We start from the raw sequence: 18,790 nt of genomic DNA, 5'->3' as shown, positions 1-18,790 counted from the left end.
ACCACCAGTTTGCGCTGTTTAGGCAATGAGTCAATAGCCAGCGTTTCCCCTTTCTATATCTTGCTGATCGATACACCACCGTCAACCAACATAGCGCTGCCGGTGACAAAGCTGGACATATCAGATGCCAAGTATAGCGCTGCCTGGGCTATTTCCTCTGGCTTCGCCATACGTTTAAGTGCATGCATTCCGGCAACAAAATCCAAGGCTTCAGGGGTGTCGGCAAATTCCCGGGCGGCGGGAGTATCCGTGCCGCCTGGCAACAATGCATTCACGCGGATATTGTGACTACCTTGCTCGCAAGCCAATACTTGGGTAAAGCCAATCAAACCGGCTTTGCTGGCAGCGTATGCCGCTAGCCCAGGCATTCCTGCTGTATAGCCAACAAAGGTCGAGGTAAATATTAGTGCCCCTCCTCCTCGTTTCTGTAACGCAGGAATCTGACAGCGCGCCGCCAAAAATGCACTGGTGAGGTTAATGTCAATTACTCGCTGCCAGTTCTCTAATGAAATGGTTTCTGCAGCTTGAATATCCCCGAGAATCGCCGCATTGTTAAATGCACCGTCCAACCCGCCAAACTTCTCATCGGCTACAGCAACCAAGGCTTCTGCAACTTCCTTCTCGCTGATATCACCTGCAACATACTCAGCAGCACCACCTGCCCGGTTAATTTCATCCTTTAGCGCCGCAAGCATCCCTGCTCTTCGGGCTCCCAGCACCAGGTTGGCACCGTGCTGTGCAAACAGCAAAGCCGCCGCCCGGCCAATGCCAGAACTGGCCCCCGTAACAATAAAGGTTTTATCTTTCAGCAACTGCATTCCTGACTCCTCAGTGGTTAAACATGGTTTCAGGCACAGATGCTAGATTTGCCATCGAGAAGCGGCGATCCGCTTCTTGCTAAATGCCACAGACTTAAAATCGCAAGAAAACTCAAAAAATTGCAATACAATGCACAAAACTGCAAAATACTTCACAAGAGTAAGATAAAAAGTTTGTCATGTTGACCCATCTAGATCTGAATAATCCCGACACCCGTCAGGCGCTGTTGAAGGAAAAATTACAACAGGGTCCCGTGGTGGCCAAAGCACTGGCAGAAGAGTTGGACGTATCGTTGGACACCATACGCCGAGACTTAATGGCATTGGAAAGCGCTGGCTTGCTAAAAAGAGTAAAAGGCGGTGCGCTACCGGTAAATATTCCTGTTATGCCTTTGCGCAGACGCATAGACCAGCCAGAGAGCTGGTTACAAAGGCTTCCGGCGGTGATGGAACGCGTAGTCCATAAAACAGACACCTTATTTCTGGACGGCGGCGTGTCGGTATTACATTTTGCCAAAGCCTTACCTGCGGGTTTCTCTGGCCTGGCCATCACTCCCTCTCCTTATGTCGCCATCGAGCTGCAGAGCAAAAATATCGATACATTATTAATTGGCGGAAAACTGCAGGGTCAGGGTGGTATTGCCTGTGGCGCTGATACAGTTGCACAATTGCAAGCCTGTGCCGCTGACCTGTGCATCTTAGGTACCTGCGGGTTGGACACCACCTTTGGTCTGTCGGCTGATGATTCAGCGGAAGCCAGCGTTAAGCGCCAAATGGCCATCAATGCCAATAAAGTGATTGCCTTGGCCGGGGCCGAAAAACTGCACCGCCGGGCCAGACATAAAGTATTAAGCTGTGAAGAACTAGACCTGCTGCTTACCGATGCAGACCAACAAAACTCCATGGCTTTTTACGCAAAAGGCGTGGAGATTGTTCATGTCTGATTGGCGCTCCCCAAAACTTGCAGTGTCCGTGGTGTTTTTGTTTAACGGTGCACTATTTGGCACCTGGGCATCCAGGATCCCCTCAATTAAACAAGGTTTGCAACTGTCCGCCAGTGAACTGGGCATGTTACTACTGTTACTTGCACTGGGGGCGATTCTGGCTTTTCCGCTGGCAGGCAGTGCGTCTGACCGCTTGGGCGCAGCGAAACTCAGCAAAGCCCTGGCCTTACTTGTGTGCCCAGCTCTGATTGTGGTTGGCATCGCCGACAATGTTATCTGGTTGGCCGTCGCGCTATTTGTGTTTGGCGCCGTACACGGAGCGTTAGATATCGCCATGAACAGTTGGGCCAGCGAAGTGGAGAAATCACTGGGGCGCTCCACTATGTCGTTCTTCCACGCCATGTTTAGTGTTGGGGCCGGTCTAGGCGCAGGCTTAGGTTCCATTTCAGCCTGGTTGGCGCTGCACTACAGTGTGTTTTTTATCCTTGCCACACTAATACTTCTGCCCCTTCTTTGGCTATGCTGGATCCCTTGGCAGTTTAACAACCTGGATACCCACAATCACAAAAGCAGTTTTCAGTTACCCCGTGGCAGTCTGTTGGTGATTGCCCTGGTCGCGTTGTGTTGCGCCATAGGGGAAGGCGCTATGGCAGATTGGAGCGCGGTTTATCTTAGTGATGTATTGAATAGTGATCATGGCCAGGCGGCTTTAGGCTACGCATTGTTTTCCGTTGCGATGGTGACCACCAGACTGATGGGCGACAGACTGGTAAATAAGATTGGCGCAACTAATACGGTCAGGTTTTGTGGTGTTACCGCCTTGCTGGGTAGCTTACTGTTGGTTGCCTCTCAGTCACTGTATCAAGCTTATGCAGGTCTTCTGCTGCTGGGAGTTGGCTATTCCATTGTGATGCCATTGGTATACAGCAACGCAGCGAACAATACACAGATGAAAGCCGGTGCCGGGCTGGCCAGCGTCGCGACATTTGGCTATGGTGGTATGCTGCTTGGCCCACCGCTGATTGGCTTTGTCGCTGAATGGATAGGGTTGCGCCAAACTTTTGCGCTGTTTGCCCTGCTTGCTGCTGTCGTTTTGGCTGGTGCCTGGGCATTCAACCAAGACAAAGCACTGGTCTGTAAAAACCAAGCCGAAAGTTAATAGGCCTTTAGCTGGCAATCGACCAACCAACTTTACTTGTACACTCAAAGTTTAATGGTGTTAGCTACCAACGGTGCTTAGACGGGGCGCGGTTTTCCTTCTCAAACTCAGTTTGAACTTCGATATTTTCCGGCTCACAGTGAGATCTGACTGAAGATTCGACTGACCCGCCATCCTCCAAGCGGATAATGGCTTGGTATTGTTCCTCCAAGTTGCCATTGCAAGGATGCACGTCCATGCCCATCTGCTGCATCCGCTCGCGCTCGGTTTGGCTGACACAAGCACTTAGAATAACCATGCAGACGAGGGTGAAAAGGACTTTCATTTGATTACTTCCCAATAACAACGGCGCATCTTCAGTTATTTATCGTATTACTTCAACGACTGGCAGGAAATTGTTACAACATATCAATTAATTCCGACATAATCGCGCCTTTGGCTAACGCCAAATTATTCTAACAAGAGTCCCTTTGGAGAACGATATGCGCAAGACTCTGATTGCTTCAGCAATCGGTGCCAGTCTACTGGTTACCGCCTGCTCACAGCCACCTAAGACAGAACAAAACAACACTGCCGAAACGGTCAAAACCAGCCAGGTTGCTATTGCAAACCCGTTGCTGACCGCCAGCACTTTGCAATATCAGGCACCAGACTTTAGCCAAATCAAAGATGAACACTTTGCCCCCGCTTTTGAACAAGGCATGGCAGAGCATATGGCGGATATTCAAGCTATCATCGACAATCAAGAGCCGGCCAGTTTTGAAAACACTATCGTTGCTATGGAAAAAGCAGGCCCCCTGCTGACCCGCGTATCACGGGTTTTCTTTAACCTGACAGGCACCGACAGCAATGAAGCACGCCGTGCCTTGCAAAGCGAATTGGCCCCCAAACTTGCCGCACACTCAGATAACATTAATCTGAATGCGGACTTATTTGCCCGCGTTGAAGCTGTATACAACCAACGCGAACAATTAAAGCTGGATCCTGAGTCTGATCGCCTACTTGAGGTTTACTACAAGCGTTTTGTCAAAGCCGGCGCCAAGCTATCAGAAGAGCAGAAGACCGCTATTCGTGCGCTAAATGAAGAACACTCTAAGCTAACCACAGAATTCAGCCAAAACCTGCTGAAGCTGAGCAAAGCCATCGCCGTGGTGGTGGACGACAAAGCACAACTGGATGGTTTGTCTGAGAGTCAGTTGAAAGCCGCTGCCAAAGCTGCTGAGGATGCTGGCCAACCAGGTAAGTATCTGCTGAGTATTACTAATACCACCCGCCAGCCAATCCTGGCCTCCCTGAACAACCGTGAATTGCGTCAACGTGTTTGGGAAGCTTCTGCTTTTCGTGGCACCTCAGGCGAACTGGACAACCGTCCGTTGGTTTCGCGCCTGACTCAAATCCGCGCCGAGAAGGCCGCTTTGCTGGGTTACAACAACTGGGCAGAGTACCAGTTGCAGAACACCATGGCCGAAAAGCCTGAGAACGTATTCAACATGCTTAACTCCATGGTGCCGGCCGTTGTGGCTAACACCCAGGCCGAGCAAGCTGATATTCAGGCCATGATTAAACGTGAAGGCGGTGACTTCGACGTTCAGCCCTGGGACTGGGCTTACTATGCAGAAAAAGTGCGCCAGGAGAAATATGACCTGAATGAGAGCGAAGTACGTAACTACTTTGAATTCAATCGTGTACTGCATGACGGTCTGTTCTATACCATGAACCGTTTGTACGGTGTGCGCTTTGAGCCGCGCCCGGATCTGCCGGTCTATCACCCCGATGTGCAGGCATTTGAACTGTTTGACCATGGCGGTAAGAGCCTGGCAATTTTCTATGCCGATTACTTTGCCCGTGATGGCAAGCGCGGTGGTGCCTGGATGAGTTCCTTTGTTGGTCAATCTGGTTTGCTTGAACAGAAGCCGGTTGTAGTCAACGTAATGAACATTCCAAAAGGCCCTGAAGGTGAGCCGACCTTGGTCAGTTTTGACCATGTGACTACTATGTTCCACGAATTGGGTCATGGTATTCACGGCATGTTCTCCAAGGTGAAGTACCCTTCACTTGCCGGTACCGCCGTATCACGCGACTTTGTTGAGTTCCCTTCAACCTTTGAAGAAGACTGGGCGGCGCTGCCAGAAGTGCTGGCAAACTATGCCCGTCACTACAAGACCGATGAGCAAATCCCAGCAGAGCTGCTGGAGAAAGTCATGAAGGCGAAGAACTTCAACATGGGCTTCGACACACTGGAATATATGTCAGCAGCCCTGCTGGATATGGAATGGCACTCGCTGCCAGCGGACACACCTCTTCAGGATGTAGAAAGCTTTGAAGCCAAGGCGCTGGAAAAGCATGGTGTCAACCTGCCAGCCGTTCCACCTCGTTATAAGTCAACCTACTTCTCTCACTCTATTGGCGGGGGTTATTCTGCCGGCTACTACGCTTACATGTGGAGTGAAATCCTGGCAGCTGACGCCTTCGCTTACTTGCGCGAGCGTGGCGGTCTGACCCGTGAAAACGGTGAGTTGTATCGCAAGCATATTCTGGAAGTGGGTAACTCCCGCCCACCGATGGAATCTTACATTCAATTCCGCGGTCAGGAGCCGACTACCGATGCGTTGTTGATTCGCCGTGGGCTGAAACCACAAATCGACTAAGTGGATGTATTACCGGCATCAGATGATGCCGGGACAAACATAAAAAAACCGCCTTCCGGCGGTTTTTATGTTCAGGATGAACGGTATGCCGTGGGTTCATGGATGAACTGGAGCGGCGATGTTCAGGATGAACGGTATGCCGTGGGTTCATGGATGAACTGGAACGGCGATGTTCAGGATGAACGGGATTAGAAGAAGCTGTATACCAATGTCACTGAGGTTTGCGTATCCAATTCTTCCACATCATCAGCTACGTCTGTGTTGTGATTGAGGATAACCGCCAATTTCATCGCCAGTGAGCCATTGATTTGCGCTGACAATGAGGTTTCTGATTTTGACTTGGTATTGTCGCTACCCACTTCCGTACTGAACAGCTGACGGAAGTTAGCGGTGTCAGAAATTTTCCACTTATAGTCGACGGCGCCACGCACAATCGCACCATTGGCACTTTCACCAGACTCTCGCTCAGCGAAGGAATAACCCGGACCGATGCTGTAGCTAAATGCAGAAACATCATTCTTCCACAATTGATGCGCCCAACCACCAGCTACGGTAGCCTGATACTCAAAGCCGCTGAAACGGTCATCTTCGTATGAACCAAAGGCAAACACTCGATGTGCCGGATTTTCTAACTTGTAGTTACCCTGGCCTGAAGCGAATATTTTCTGTGCTGTGGTTTGTGAAACCATTTCGTCGTCGATTTCTTTCTCGTCCTGCTTATAAAAGCCTTCCAGAATATAATCGTTGCTCCAGGACTCCAGCTCCTGATGTGCATTCAGGCGCCCTTTAAAACTGGTTGAATCGGTATTTCCCGTGGTCGCCACGAAACCAATCTCGCCGTCCAGGCTAAATGGTTTTTCAGCTTCTTCCGGTACACTAACGTCAGCTGCAAACAGATTATCCAATGCATCTGCCTGCGCAGTGGAAGCAAAAAACAGGGCGGCAAATAATGCCAGAGTGGATTGTTTTTTCATCGGGCGGGTCCTCAATAGCTCTCAGGCCGCAATTGTAACTAAATCAGACTAATTTGCTCGGTTTTTTTCGTATGTTTTTTGCTCAAATGGTAAATTATTCCTGTATTTTCCAAGCACATAGAAAATTAGACGAAGCGAAAGAAAAAACGGGGTGCAATTGCACCCCGTTTTTTAGTTCAATCTGCTTCAGGCTTTGGATGCCTGATAGATACTTTCAATGGCCGTATCCAAAGCCGCATCAAATTCAGCGTCTGATTGCTTGGCAGACAAACCTTCCGTCAATGCACGGGAGAAACTGGCAATCATCCCCTGGTTGTGGCTTAGCTTGAGATTGGCGTCATCACGGCTGTAACCACCGGACAAAGCAACCACCCTGATAACATTAGGATGCTCAATGCAATCACGATAGAAATTATCTTCGTTAGGCAGGGTCAGCTTCAACATGACTCTCTGGTCAACGCCAAGCTTGTCCAACTCAGCCAACAAAGCTTGTTTAAGCAGAGTCTCAGCCTCGGTTTTCGCCGGGCAGTGAATATCCACTTCAGGTTCGATAATAGGTATCAGGCCTGCGGCCAGAATCTGTTTACCCACCTCAAACTGCTGCGCCACTACTGCGCTAATCCCGACTGCATTAGCCTGCTTAATCACAGAACGCATCTTAGTACCAAACACGCCTTGAGCAACCGCTTTGGCCAACAATGCATCCAGGCCCGGCATGGCTTTCATCAGCTGCACGCCGTTGGCCTCATCTTCCAGACCTTTGTCAACCTTGAGGAAAGGGACCACTTGTTTCACATCCCACAAATAACGTGAAGAAGGCTTACCCTCAATCTCACGATCCAGGGTATTTTCAAACAAGATGGCGCCTAGCACCCGATCACCGCCAAAGGCGTTGCTTGTTACAATACGCGCACGCATCTGGTGTACCAGGTCAAACATCTGCTCATCACTGAACCAATCAGACTCACTCAGGCCGTAAAGCTTCAACGCTTTTGGCGTACTGCCGCCACTTTGATCCAGCGCGGCAATAAACCCATCCTGGGTTAGTACTTTGTTCAACATTTCTGTCTTGGCTTCGGCTGCCATCGGCAACGCTCCTTTTTGGTTTCGGCCCTAGGGCCAGGGTACAAAGATAATTATTCAATTATTGAGGGTTTAAACCCTTCTTGTTATTAAATTCTTAAGACGCAGTGACTATCATGACACCGCGCATTCTGATCATCTATCCAGCGCGCTTTTCCAGCATGGCAACGGCTGGCAGCACTTTACCTTCCAGAAACTCCAAAAATGCACCACCACCGGTGGAAATATAGGAGATCTTGTCAGCAATATCGTACTTATCTACCGCTGCCAGGGTGTCACCGCCGCCGGCAATAGAGAAGGCGTTGCTGTTGGCAATGGCCATGGACAAGGCTTTGGTGCCGCCACCAAACTGATCAAATTCGAAAACCCCTACAGGGCCGTTCCAAACAATAGTACCGGCTTTTTCAATCAGCTTAGCCAGAATCTCAGCCGTTTGTGGGCCGATATCAAAGATCATATCCTCTGCGCTAACATCACCCACTTGCTTATGGGTGGCTTCGGCAGTCTCAGAAAACACCTGACCAACAATGACGTCCACCGGCACGGGAATGTCACCACCATTGGCCTGCGCCTTCGCCAGCAGACGCTGCGCTTCAGGGATTAGATCAGCTTCGTACAGAGACTTTCCAACCGCATTACCGGTGGCAGCGATAAAGGTATTGGCGATACCACCACCAACAATCAGTTGATCGACTTTTTCTGACAAGGACTCTAACACCGTCAGTTTGGTAGACACTTTAGAGCCACCGACAATGGCCAGCAAAGGCCGGGCCGGGTTGTCCAGAGCTTTACCCAGTGCTTCCAATTCTGCCGCTAACAAAGGACCTGCACAGGCGACAGGAGCATACAAACCGGCACCATGGGTGGAAGCCTGCGCACGGTGAGCGGTTCCAAAAGCATCCATTACATAAATGTCGCAAAGGGCAGCATATTGACGGGACAGTTGCTCGTCATCTTTGCCTTCACCGGTATTAAAACGCACGTTCTCCAGCACAACCAGTTCACCGGCCTGCACATCCAAACCGTTCAGATAATCTTTGGCCAGACGCACGGGGCATTGCAGCACGGATTTGAGGTAATCCACCACTGGAGCCAGGGAATATTCATCTTCCACCACACCTTCGGTAGGACGCCCCAGGTGAGACATCACCATCACTTTGGCGCCAGCTTGTAATGCCATTTTCAGCGTTGGCAAAGACGCTTTAATACGTGCATCAGACGTCACTTTGCCGTCTTTTACTGGTACGTTCAGATCCTGGCGAATCAGCACTCGCTTACCGGCCAGATCCAGATCTGACATTTTCAAAACCTTCATGGCATATCTCCAAAGTTTGCAATGTTGCGCGACGACAGCCTGTCTGTCGCAAATTTGTTTTTAACGACAGCCTTCAGCCATCACCAGTGCGGTATCCAGCATACGATTAGCAAAACCCCATTCGTTGTCACACCAGACCAGGGTTTTTACCAACCGCTTGTGGCTGACCCGGGTTTGGGTACCGTCAACGATGGCCGAATGCGGATCGTGGTTAAAATCCACCGACACCAACGGCTCTTCGGTATACCCCAGAATACCCGCCAAACGGCCGTGCCTGGCTTGCATCAAGGCTTGATTCACTTTTTGGATATTGACATCGGTATCCACAGTGACGCTTAAATCCATAGCCGTCACATTGATAGTCGGCACGCGCACGGCAATAGCTTCAAAGCGGCCAGCAAACTTGGGCAGGATCCGCTCTATGCCTCTGGCCAGCTTAGTGTCAACCGGAATAATGGACTGGCTGGCAGCGCGGGTGCGACGCAGGTCTGGATGATAAGCATCAATCACCTGCTGATCATGCATTGAGGCATGAATGGTAGTGATAGTGCCGCTGTCCACGCCAAACGCCTGATCCAGCGCCTGGATCACAGGCACAATACAGTTGGTCGTGCAGGAGCCATTGGACACAATACGATGTTCAGGGGTCAGCAGGTCATCATTGATACCGAAAATTACTGTGGCATCCACATCGGCATCACCGCTACAAGGCTGGGAAAACAACACCTTGCCGGCACCTTGATCCAGATGGGCTTGGCCAGCTGCTCTGTCACCATAAACACCGGTACATTCCAGTACCAGGTCCACCTCAAGCTGCGCCCAGGGAAGCTCGCTAATCTCGGTTTTATTTAACAGTTGAATACTGTCACCAGCGACATTTAAGCGATCACGCTCGAGGCTGACTGCAAAAGGAAAGCGGCCATGGGAGGTGTCATATTTCAGCAGATGCGCAATCCCCTCTGGCTTGGCCAGCTCGTTGATAGCGACGATCTGCACCTGGTCGTTACGACCGGTTTCATATAAGGCGCGCAATACATTGCGACCTATACGTCCGAAACCATTGATAGCAATACGTAACATGCAAGACGACTCAGTAAATCCCGATGGCACAATCCACTCAGGATTAAAAAACAAAAGGGCTGGAGCGCCGAGTGGGTAAAGTATGAGCTCCAGCGGAGGTAGAAATTTCTTCAGGCAATCCAGGTCTTTTTACGGCTTTAGTGGTACTAAAGCTTAAAGAGCCTGGGGCAGATTGGGGGAATTTCTACCCCGCCCTGCGGGAGCCACCGGAAATCCGCTATTCCGGCGTTACGGCTGCTTGAAAGATTGTCGATATTCCTACGCAACCGTGCCTTGGCAAAGCGGATTTCTGCCAGGCACTGGTGGTCATAATTTACCCATTCGGTGCTCTTAAGCGCCCGTATTGTACGTTTTTGTTTATTCGCCAAGCAAGGACAAGGCAGTGGCAACGACATTTTCCGTTGTAAAGCCGAAGTGCTTAAGCAGCACCCCACCCGGTGCAGACTCACCGAAGGTCGTCATGCCCACAACTTTGCCGCCAAGGCCAACATACTTGTACCAGTAATCCACGTGCGCCGCTTCCACCGCAACACGACGGGTGACCGCTGCAGGTAGCACCGCTTCCTTATAAGCGCTGTCCTGACGCTCAAAAACTGAGGTGCTGGGCAAAGACACCACCCGAACTTTATGCCCCTGCTCGCTCAGCTGCGCGGCGGCCGCCACGGTAATTTCTACTTCGGAGCCGGTAGCAATCAAAATGATATCCGGCTGGCCTGCGCAGTCCTTCAGTACATAACCACCACGTGCGATATTGGCCAGTTGCGCATCATCACGAACTTGGGCTGCCAGATTCTGACGGCTGAATACCAAGGAAGAAGGACCATCGGTGCGCTGCAACGCCAGCTTCCAGGCCACCGCGGTTTCGGCCGCATCACATGGGCGCCAGGTATCCATATTGGGGGTCAGACGCAGGTTAGCCACTTGCTCAACCGGCTGGTGCGTTGGACCATCTTCCCCCTGACCAATACTGTCATGGGTATAGACGAAAATATTTGGCACCTTCATCAGCGCCGACATACGCACGGCGTTACGGGCATATTCCATAAACATCAGGAAGGTCGCACCGTAAGTACGGAATCCGCCATGCAAGCCAATACCGTTCATAATGGCGCTCATGCCAAACTCGCGCACACCGTAATAGATGTAGTTGCCGCTGGCATCCTCGGCAGTCAGCCCTTTGGAGCCAGACCACAAGGTCAGGTTGGAACCGGCCAAATCCGCAGAGCCGCCAATGACTTCGGGCAACAAGGCCGCATAGGCTTCGATAGCATTTTGTGAGGCTTTACGGCTGGCAATATTCTCGGCTTTATCCTGACATTGACGAATAAAGGCATCGGCTTTGTCGGCAAAATCCGCTGGTAGCTCGCCAGCCAGGCGGCGCGTCAGTTCAGCAGCCAGCTCGGGATAGGCACTGGCATAGGCCTCAAACCGGGTGTTCCAATGTTGCTCAAGAGTAGCGCCTTTGGCCTTGGCATCCCAACCGGCATAAACCTCGGCGGGAATCTCAAAGGGTGCATGTGGCCATTGCAGGAATTCACGGGCTGCTGCGATTTCTTCATCACCTAATGGCGCACCGTGACAGTCATGGCTACCCGATTTATTGGGAGAACCAAAACCGATAATGGTCTTAGTACAGATAAGGGTTGGCTTGTCAGTTTCGGCTTTAGCCGCTTCAATGGCTGCTTTCACCTGCTCTGCGTCATGCCCGTCTACATTTTCGATGACGTGCCAGCCGTAAGCACGAAAACGCCCAGGAGTATCGTCGGTAAACCAGCCTTCCACATGCCCGTCAATGGAAATGCCGTTGTCATCCCAAAACGCGATAAGTTTGCCAAGACCCAGCGTTCCAGCCAATGAACAGGTTTCGTGCGATACCCCTTCCATTAAGCAGCCGTCACCCAGGAAGCAATAGGTGAAGTGGTCAATAATGTCATGACCTTCACGGTTGAACTGCGCTGCCAGGGCTTTTTCAGCAATGGCCATACCCACAGCATTACTAATCCCCTGCCCCAGTGGGCCTGTGGTGGTTTCTACCCCTGGTGCATAACCATATTCTGGGTGACCTGGGGTCTTAGAATGCAACTGACGGAAGTTCTTCAACTCTTCGATAGGCAATTCGTAGCCGCTTAAGTGCAACAGTGAATAAATCAGCATAGAGCCATGGCCGTTTGACAATACAAAGCGGTCACGGTTAGTCCAGTTAGGGTTAGCCGGGTTGTGATTAAGAAAATCGCACCAAAGCACCTGGGCAATATCGGCCATGCCCATAGGGGCTCCAGGGTGACCTGACTTGGCTTTTTGAACCGCGTCCATAGATAGGGCGCGAATGGCGTTGGCTAACTCACGACGAGTGGCTTGTGACTGGGGCATATTAACTCCTGCTGTGGGCCTACACTAAGGCCCTGACGATTCTTGGCAAAAACGGGCACCTATTCTTACCCAGCCCAGCGGCAACTGCAATGACGTTAGCAGATTACGCAATGCCAAAGGCGAATAAGGTATTAGTTCTGGTTTATTCCTGCCACTTGACTTATTGGGCCTGGCAAGCAAACTTAACAAACAGACATTTAGACGTCTAGATGTAAAAACTGGCTTTTTTTGTCCTCTGGGGTAAAATGCGCGCCATTATGGCCGTTAATCTAGCGGTCGAAGTTGAATTTATGTTTGAGGAAGAATCATGGCAAAACATCTGTTTACCTCAGAATCTGTATCCGAAGGCCATCCGGATAAGATTGCCGACCAGATTTCTGATGCGGTACTGGATGCGATCCTGACTCAGGATCCTAAAGCACGTGTTGCCTGCGAAACTTACGTAAAAACCGGTATGGTGTTGGTGGGTGGTGAAATTACCACTTCTGCCTGGGTAGATATTGAAGAGCTGACCCGCAAAACCGTACGTGAAATCGGTTATGTCCATTCAGATATGGGCTTTGATGCTGACTCCTGCGCGGTACTTAATGCCATTGGTAAACAAAGCCCGGATATTAATCAGGGTGTGGATCGCTCTCGCCCCGAGGAACAAGGTGCCGGCGACCAGGGCCTGATGTTTGGCTATGCCACCAATGAAACTGACGTGCTGATGCCTGCCCCTATTTTTTACTCACACCTGCTGGTAAAACGCCAGGCCCAAGTACGTAAAAACGGTACGCTGAGCTGGCTGCGCCCGGATGCCAAGAGCCAGGTGACCTTTGCCTATGAGAACGGCAAACCTGTGGGTATTGATGCTGTGGTACTGTCGACCCAGCACTGTGATTCCATCTCCACCGCGGATCTGCAGGAAGCAGTGATGGAAGAAATTATCAAGCCGGTACTGCCAGCTCAGTGGCTGAGCAGCCAAACCAAGTTCTTTATCAACCCAACCGGCCGCTTTGTTATTGGTGGTCCTATGGGTGATTGCGGCCTGACCGGCCGTAAGATTATTGTCGACACCTACGGCGGCATGGCTCGCCATGGTGGTGGTGCCTTCTCCGGTAAGGACCCATCCAAGGTTGACCGTTCTGCCGCTTATGCTGGTCGTTATGTGGCCAAGAACATTGTTGCCGCAGGCTTGGCGGACAAATGTGAAATTCAGGTGTCCTACGCCATTGGGGTGGCAGAGCCCACTTCAATCAGCATTGACACTTTCGGCACAGGTAAAGTTGACGAAGCCACATTGATTGCACTGGTGCGCGAACATTTTGATCTGCGCCCTTATGGTCTGATCAAGATGCTGGATCTGGAACGCCCCATCTACCAGGCAACGGCCGCTTACGGTCACTTTGGTCGTGAGGAATTCCCCTGGGAAGCTACAGATAAAGCCGAGGCATTACGTCAGAGCTAGTAAATATAGCTAATTAAGTAAAAGCCGGACAAAGTCCGGCTTTTTTCTTTGTTAATTAACATGATAAATGTTCGGTTTATTTAACTTACACATTGTCTGTTTATTTTACAAATTAGTCATAAAGCACATCATAAAATCCAATAATCAACTGATATATAAGATTTTTTAAACCTGGCACAAATGGTGCTATGAAGAAATCAGTGAAGAAAATTACAAACACTTTGAGGGAATTTTGATGACATTTCGTAATAAGTTGATTGCCACGGCATTTATTGCTTTAACCAGCCTGAATATCCAGGCGGCCCCTATTACTTTCTTTGGCGAAGATTTAGGCTTGGGCGAAGGCACTGCCCTAAATGTGTTCCCTAATGCAACTACCGCAGAAAGTAATTTTTTAAGCTATCTGAATGGTGTTGGAACCGAGGATTTTGAGTCATTTAGTCAAGGCACTAGTGCGCCATTGGCTTTGGATTTCGGTGTTGCAGGAACCGCAACATTAGGTGGCGGAGGTTCGGTTCAATCAGCTCCTGTTGGCTCAACTAATGGTTTTGGACGTTACGGCACCAGTGGCACAAATTACTGGCAAGCAAGCAGTACTTCTTTCACCATTGGCTTCTCAGCGCCTGTAGCTGCTTTTGGTTTTTATGGTATTGATATCGGCGACTTTAACGGTCAGGTTGTGGTTAACGTGACCTACTCAGATACCACTACAGAATCCTTTAACATTGGTAATAGCATCAACACCAGTGGTGGTGGCGTACTGTTCTGGGGACTGATTAACCAGGCTAAAACCTTCACCAATCTGAGTTTTAGCAATACCTCAGGAAATGATTCTTTCGCCTTTGATGATATGACTATCGGTTCCGTTGAGCAGATCCGCGACACCAATCCAATTCCGGCTCCTGCCAGCATTTTGCTGTTTGCTTTAGGTCTGTCTTGCTTAGTAAGCCGCCGTCGTAAACAAAGCTAACTGATACCTACAAGAGACTGGAGTCGTCTCTGTTATTTTAAAACGCCGGATTATTCCGGCGTTTTTATTCATTCACACTGATAACACTCTTTTCAAGTATGGTTAGCTCATCAGGTGTTCCAATCCGTCAGCCAGGCGCATCACCCAGCGCTTTTGCCAATCACTTGCAGACTTTGTCAATAACTTATCTTCATATTCAAACAGGTACTTACTGCACTGATAACTCAGATAAGGCCAGGGTTCAGACTCCCAGCGCCGTAACCAGGCTGACGCTTTACCTATATAGGCCCAAGGCATAGTCACCAGTTCATCCTCGGGTTTTGCAATAAGTGCCGCCATGGTTTTACCAAACAGCATACTGGCCCCCACACCTTCCCCACCATAGCCACCGAGCAGTGCCATACCACGGTCAGGATCAAAGAGTGCATGGGGGCGAAAACGTCGTGACAAAGCCAGTGATCCACCCCAGCCATGACTGACTTGCAGCGTTGCCAACTGCGGAAAAAATTCACCCAATAAGTGAGCACGCAGGTCAAACTCATCCCCCACGGGTGGCGATGCTAAGGTTCTTGGCGTGAAGGCAAAAGATGTACGCACCTTACCGCCAAAACGGTAGCCTCCACGCGCGCCGAATACCAGACGATCATCAGCAGTGCGCTGCCCATAAGTTATCAGCCGCGAAGCATCGGCAAAAGTTTGCTGAGAATTAAGGCCAATATGCTCCCATTGCTGCTTTTGCAAAGGTTCTGTGGCGATTAGCAGGCTTTGCACCGTCAGCGTAGCCCTGGAATCCAATCCCAACAGCCTTTGGTATGCTTCCAGCGCAGATACGACTATCGGCGCTTTGACACTTCCGCTATGAGTTTTAACCAGCCCTTTAGTCACCTGCATAACCGGGCTTTGTTCATACAAAGTAACGCCGCACCGCTCAACGGCCCTGGCCAGACCGCGCGCCAACTTAAGCGGATGCACCCGGGCACAGTGGGGGCTATAAAGCGCGGCTTGAATATTGGGTAAATTCAGTGCCTGCCGGGCATCTGTCGCTGACAACAGGCGAAGATCATACTCGTCAAATCCAACAGACTGGAAGTGCTGATACTCTTGCTGCATACGTTGATACTGCTGCGGATAACGGGCCGCTGCATACAGATTGCCGCCATGATAAAAGTCGCAATGGACTTGCATATCGGCAATCAAACTGCCCGCCTCAGCAACAATGCCAGTGATGATGGTTTTAGCCCGGCGGCGTGCTTCGCCATCCAACATGCTGAGATAGTCGACATCGCCGCCAAAGCCGCCAATCAGCCACCCGCCATTGCGTCCCGAGGCACCAGCGCCAGCCACTGCCGCATCCAGCATCACTACCTGTAAATCAGGTTGATAGTGTTTCAAAAACCAAGCTGTCCATAAGCCGGAATAGCCTGCGCCGAGAATCACCACATCAGCGTCGATCTGCGTATGTAAAGAGGGGCGTGGAGCTATATGTTCGCCAAGGGTACAAAACCACAAGCTGTCGGTTAAACCATCCATTGGCTGAGCTGGCCGGGTCATGATGATTGTCTGACCAACAGATACAGCCCGCCACCGACCATCAGTCCGCCGGTTATGCGCTGCCAGACAAGCCCTAAACGTTTACCGCCCAGTCGCACAGCCAGGGAACTTCCCAGCCAGGCATACAGCAATTTAACCCCACCTACAGCAGATAAGGTTAGTAAGAACAAACAGATAAAATCGACAGATGTGAAAACCTGCAGGTCCACCACGCTGGGGAACAAACTGGCGTAAAACACTATGGCTTTGACATCTGCCAGAGTTAACAGCAAGCCACTTAGGTAACTGCTGCCCCAGACAGATTTTCGAACAGATGAAGGTTGTTCCCTACGCGTCTGACGTAACAGTTGCCAACCTAACCAGATAAGGTAGCACGCCGCAATAAGGCGGATAAGCGTAAACAGCTCTCCCAACCAATGGGCAAGGGCCGACATACCTACAATTGCCAAACCGGCAAAGAGTAAATCCGCGCTAACTATGCCCAGCGCCACCATCATGCCCTGCCGCACACCATGACTGGCACTGCGACTAACAACTAACGCGACACTGGCGCTAGGCAAAGCAGCGAGTAACAACATGCTGGAAAACAGTATCATCATTTGCGTCAAGGTCATTAGCTGTCCTTGTGATCACAAGCTATGGTGGAAATTACCACGTGCCTGAGCAAAAATAGCTCCAAGTATTCCATCATCAAGAGAAAACGGATGAAACTCAAGCATATCACTCTGGCAATTTGCACCGCCGCTTTACTGGCTTCCTGCGCCAAATCTCCAACAGGTCGTAACCAGTTAAAGCTTTATTCATCCAGTCAACTGTCGGAGATGGGTAGCCAGGCCTTTGACAGTATGAAAACCGAACAGAAAGTCTCTGCCAAGCAGGTGGAGAACCGTTACGTAAAATGCGTGGCGGAGAACATAGTGCATCAGGTACCGGATGGGGTGTTTAACGGACAATGGGAAGTGGTGGTATTTGAGGATGACCAGGTTAACGCCTTCGCTCTGCCTGGCGGCAAAATTGGTGTATACACCGGCTTGCTCAAAGTTGCGCAAAACCAGAATCAGCTGGCGGCAGTTATCGGCCATGAGGTTGGCCATGTGATTGCTGAACATGGTAACGAGCGCATGTCTAACAGCGCCATTATCGGCATGGGGATGGAAGCCACAAACCAGATTCTGCAGGCAAAGCAGGTTGGACAAAGCAATATGATAATGGCGGGGTTAGGTCTGGCCACTCAGGTAGGTATTCAACTGCCTTTTAGCCGCACCCATGAATCCGAAGCCGACCTTATCGGCTTGCAGTTGATGGCCAGAGCCGGTTTTGACCCCGCCGAATCAGTCAAACTATGGGAAAATATGGAAAAAGCCAGTGGTGGTGAACGCCAGCCAGAATTGCTATCCACTCACCCGGCTCCACAAACCCGCATTCAGTTATTGAGCAAAAACCTGCCGGCTGCCAATAAGGATTTTCAGGCCAGTCCCAATAAGCCTAACTGCCGGTAAAAAAATGTCTTTAACCACTTCAGATAAAAAAAAGCCGCATTAAATGCGGCTTTTTTATTCCCGAAAAGGGATGCAAAACAATTAGTCTTGCTTGTGTAAATGCACATCCATTTGTGGGAATGGAATACCGATATTTTCTTCGTCGAAACGCAGCTTAATAGCTTCGGTCAGGTCGAATTTCACCGCCCAAAAGTCTGCTGATTTCACCCAGGGACGCACCACAAAGTTCACGCTGCTGTCAGCCAGCTCGGATACCGCAACTTGCGGAGCTGGATCTTTCAGAATACGTGGGTCGGCTGCCAACATATCGGTGAGGATCTGCTTAGCCTTGCGCAAATCGCTGCCATAGCTGATACCAACCACCATATCCACACGGCGGGTTTCCATGGCTGAGAAATTAGTAATATTGCCGCCGTAAATAGCGCCGTTAGGCACGATAACCATTTTGTTATCAGGGGTGTTGAAGGTGCTGGTAAAAATTCCGATGTTCTTTACAGAGCCTGCCGTACCGCCGGCTTCCACATAGTCGCCCGCTTTAAATGGACGGAACACTAAAAGCATCACACCGGCCGCAAAGTTAGCCAGCGAATCTTTCATCGACAAACCGATGGCCAGACCTGCTGCACCCAGCAAAGCAACCAATGAGGTCGTATCAACCCCTAGCTGATCCAAAGATGCCACCACCACAAAGAGCATCAGGATCGCATTCAAGATGGACTTAACAAAACCCACCAGCATGCTGTCATACTTAGAACGCGCCATCACTTTGCCAAACAGGCTAATCAGGATGCCGACGACAATACGACCGACGATAAAGATCAGTAGCGCAAGGGCAATATTAATTCCCCAAGGAATGACATAGGTATCGACCATTTCGGTCATTTTTTCGGGTTGAAACATGGATGCTCTCCATAAAAAAGCGATTTGAA

Annotated in this window: 16 protein-coding genes; 6 read left to right on the top strand and 10 right to left on the bottom strand. The window is 50.4% G+C overall.

The features are described from left to right. Window positions 1-53: 53 nt before the first annotated feature. Window positions 54-818, bottom strand: a complete 765-nt coding sequence (locus J0A65_RS00650) for an SDR family oxidoreductase (RefSeq protein ID WP_206592182.1) — start codon at window positions 816-818, stop codon at window positions 54-56. Between the two features lie 179 nt (window positions 819-997). Between J0A65_RS00650 and J0A65_RS00645 the strand changes: the two genes are divergently transcribed. Together J0A65_RS00645 and J0A65_RS00640 are read left to right on the top strand one after the other, a co-directional pair. Continuing rightward, window positions 998-1,762, top strand: coding sequence for a DeoR/GlpR family DNA-binding transcription regulator (locus J0A65_RS00645; protein ID WP_206592181.1), 765 nt, complete (start codon window positions 998-1,000; stop codon window positions 1,760-1,762). Beyond that, window positions 1,755-2,921, top strand: a complete 1,167-nt coding sequence (locus J0A65_RS00640; RefSeq protein WP_206592180.1) for an MFS transporter — start codon at window positions 1,755-1,757, stop codon at window positions 2,919-2,921. The genes J0A65_RS00645 and J0A65_RS00640 overlap by 8 nt, the downstream gene beginning before the upstream one ends. Window positions 2,922-2,985: 64 nt before the next feature. On the opposite strand, the gene J0A65_RS00635 is transcribed toward J0A65_RS00640, so the two are convergent. Next, a complete protein-coding gene (locus J0A65_RS00635; protein WP_206592179.1) occupies window positions 2,986-3,246 on the bottom strand; it encodes a hypothetical protein in 261 nt (86 codons plus the stop codon). Window positions 3,247-3,403: 157 nt separating this feature from the next. On the opposite strand from J0A65_RS00635, the gene J0A65_RS00630 reads away from it, so the two are divergent. Further along, complete coding sequence (locus tag J0A65_RS00630; RefSeq protein WP_206592178.1) at window positions 3,404-5,569, top strand: M3 family metallopeptidase; 2,166 nt, start codon at window positions 3,404-3,406, stop codon at window positions 5,567-5,569. A gap of 188 nt (window positions 5,570-5,757) precedes the next feature. Here the strand turns inward: J0A65_RS00630 and J0A65_RS00625 are convergent, their stop codons facing one another. The 5 genes from J0A65_RS00625 to tkt form a co-directional block, all read right to left on the bottom strand. Then, complete coding sequence (locus J0A65_RS00625) at window positions 5,758-6,543, bottom strand: DUF481 domain-containing protein (protein WP_206592177.1); 786 nt, start codon at window positions 6,541-6,543, stop codon at window positions 5,758-5,760. Between the two features lie 186 nt (window positions 6,544-6,729). Beyond that, window positions 6,730-7,629, bottom strand: coding sequence for a fructose bisphosphate aldolase (locus J0A65_RS00620; protein ID WP_206592176.1), 900 nt, complete (start codon window positions 7,627-7,629; stop codon window positions 6,730-6,732). A 136-nt stretch (window positions 7,630-7,765) separates the two neighbouring features. Beyond that, window positions 7,766-8,941: a phosphoglycerate kinase gene (locus J0A65_RS00615; RefSeq protein WP_206592175.1), complete on the bottom strand. Its 1,176-nt coding sequence runs from the start codon at window positions 8,939-8,941 to the stop codon at window positions 7,766-7,768. Between the two features lie 60 nt (window positions 8,942-9,001). Then, window positions 9,002-10,021, bottom strand: coding sequence for an erythrose-4-phosphate dehydrogenase (gene epd / locus J0A65_RS00610; RefSeq protein ID WP_206592174.1), 1,020 nt, complete (start codon window positions 10,019-10,021; stop codon window positions 9,002-9,004). A 357-nt stretch (window positions 10,022-10,378) separates the two neighbouring features. Beyond that, the gene (tkt, locus tag J0A65_RS00605) at window positions 10,379-12,391 is read right to left on the bottom strand and encodes a transketolase (protein WP_206592173.1); all 2,013 of its coding nucleotides are present in this window, start codon (window positions 12,389-12,391) and stop codon (window positions 10,379-10,381) included. Between the two features lie 307 nt (window positions 12,392-12,698). On the opposite strand from tkt, the gene metK reads away from it, so the two are divergent. Continuing rightward, window positions 12,699-13,841 carry a methionine adenosyltransferase gene (gene metK / locus J0A65_RS00600; RefSeq protein WP_206592172.1) on the top strand — a complete coding sequence of 381 codons (1,143 nt, stop codon included), beginning with the start codon at window positions 12,699-12,701 and terminating at the stop codon, window positions 13,839-13,841. A gap of 235 nt (window positions 13,842-14,076) precedes the next feature. Continuing rightward, window positions 14,077-14,811: a PEP-CTERM sorting domain-containing protein gene (locus J0A65_RS00595; protein ID WP_206592171.1), complete on the top strand. Its 735-nt coding sequence runs from the start codon at window positions 14,077-14,079 to the stop codon at window positions 14,809-14,811. A 102-nt stretch (window positions 14,812-14,913) separates the two neighbouring features. Here J0A65_RS00595 and J0A65_RS00590 read toward each other — a convergent pair whose 3' ends face one another. Together J0A65_RS00590 and J0A65_RS00585 are read right to left on the bottom strand one after the other, a co-directional pair. Next, the gene (locus J0A65_RS00590) at window positions 14,914-16,362 is read right to left on the bottom strand and encodes an NAD(P)/FAD-dependent oxidoreductase (RefSeq protein ID WP_232849662.1); all 1,449 of its coding nucleotides are present in this window, start codon (window positions 16,360-16,362) and stop codon (window positions 14,914-14,916) included. After that, window positions 16,359-16,976 carry a LysE family translocator gene (locus J0A65_RS00585; protein ID WP_206592170.1) on the bottom strand — a complete coding sequence of 206 codons (618 nt, stop codon included), beginning with the start codon at window positions 16,974-16,976 and terminating at the stop codon, window positions 16,359-16,361. Before J0A65_RS00585 ends, J0A65_RS00590 begins: the two co-directional genes overlap by 4 nt. A gap of 90 nt (window positions 16,977-17,066) precedes the next feature. On the opposite strand from J0A65_RS00585, the gene J0A65_RS00580 reads away from it, so the two are divergent. Beyond that, entirely contained in the window at window positions 17,067-17,861 is a 795-nt protein-coding gene (locus tag J0A65_RS00580) for a M48 family metallopeptidase (protein ID WP_206592169.1), read from the top strand. Between the two features lie 81 nt (window positions 17,862-17,942). Here the strand turns inward: J0A65_RS00580 and J0A65_RS00575 are convergent, their stop codons facing one another. Then, the gene (locus tag J0A65_RS00575; RefSeq protein WP_206592168.1) at window positions 17,943-18,761 is read right to left on the bottom strand and encodes a mechanosensitive ion channel family protein; all 819 of its coding nucleotides are present in this window, start codon (window positions 18,759-18,761) and stop codon (window positions 17,943-17,945) included. Window positions 18,762-18,790: the final 29 nt, after the last annotated feature.

Source organism: Bowmanella yangjiangensis (assembly GCF_017255015.1).
Taxonomy (GTDB): Bacteria; Pseudomonadota; Gammaproteobacteria; order Enterobacterales; family Alteromonadaceae; genus Bowmanella; species Bowmanella yangjiangensis.
This window is presented reverse-complemented; position numbering and strand designations above follow the sequence as displayed.

What these genes read in the sequence shown, in the direction of transcription:
- tkt (WP_206592173.1), bottom strand. Translation starts at nt 12,391, where the DNA reads ATGCCCCAGTCACAAGCCACTCGTCGTGAGTTAGCCAACGCCATTCGC.
- J0A65_RS00630 (WP_206592178.1), top strand. Translation starts at nt 3,404, where the DNA reads ATGCGCAAGACTCTGATTGCTTCAGCAATCGGTGCCAGTCTACTGGTT.
- J0A65_RS00580 (WP_206592169.1), top strand. Translation starts at nt 17,067, where the DNA reads ATGAAACTCAAGCATATCACTCTGGCAATTTGCACCGCCGCTTTACTG.
- J0A65_RS00590 (WP_232849662.1), bottom strand. Translation starts at nt 16,362, where the DNA reads ATGACCCGGCCAGCTCAGCCAATGGATGGTTTAACCGACAGCTTGTGG.
- J0A65_RS00595 (WP_206592171.1), top strand. Translation starts at nt 14,077, where the DNA reads ATGACATTTCGTAATAAGTTGATTGCCACGGCATTTATTGCTTTAACC.
- J0A65_RS00635 (WP_206592179.1), bottom strand. Translation starts at nt 3,246, where the DNA reads ATGAAAGTCCTTTTCACCCTCGTCTGCATGGTTATTCTAAGTGCTTGT.
- metK (WP_206592172.1), top strand. Translation starts at nt 12,699, where the DNA reads ATGGCAAAACATCTGTTTACCTCAGAATCTGTATCCGAAGGCCATCCG.
- J0A65_RS00640 (WP_206592180.1), top strand. Translation starts at nt 1,755, where the DNA reads ATGTCTGATTGGCGCTCCCCAAAACTTGCAGTGTCCGTGGTGTTTTTG.
- J0A65_RS00625 (WP_206592177.1), bottom strand. Translation starts at nt 6,543, where the DNA reads ATGAAAAAACAATCCACTCTGGCATTATTTGCCGCCCTGTTTTTTGCT.
- J0A65_RS00575 (WP_206592168.1), bottom strand. Translation starts at nt 18,761, where the DNA reads ATGTTTCAACCCGAAAAAATGACCGAAATGGTCGATACCTATGTCATT.
- J0A65_RS00650 (WP_206592182.1), bottom strand. Translation starts at nt 818, where the DNA reads ATGCAGTTGCTGAAAGATAAAACCTTTATTGTTACGGGGGCCAGTTCT.
- J0A65_RS00615 (WP_206592175.1), bottom strand. Translation starts at nt 8,941, where the DNA reads ATGAAGGTTTTGAAAATGTCAGATCTGGATCTGGCCGGTAAGCGAGTG.
- J0A65_RS00620 (WP_206592176.1), bottom strand. Translation starts at nt 7,629, where the DNA reads ATGGCAGCCGAAGCCAAGACAGAAATGTTGAACAAAGTACTAACCCAG.
- J0A65_RS00585 (WP_206592170.1), bottom strand. Translation starts at nt 16,976, where the DNA reads ATGACCTTGACGCAAATGATGATACTGTTTTCCAGCATGTTGTTACTC.
- J0A65_RS00645 (WP_206592181.1), top strand. Translation starts at nt 998, where the DNA reads ATGTTGACCCATCTAGATCTGAATAATCCCGACACCCGTCAGGCGCTG.
- epd (WP_206592174.1), bottom strand. Translation starts at nt 10,021, where the DNA reads ATGTTACGTATTGCTATCAATGGTTTCGGACGTATAGGTCGCAATGTA.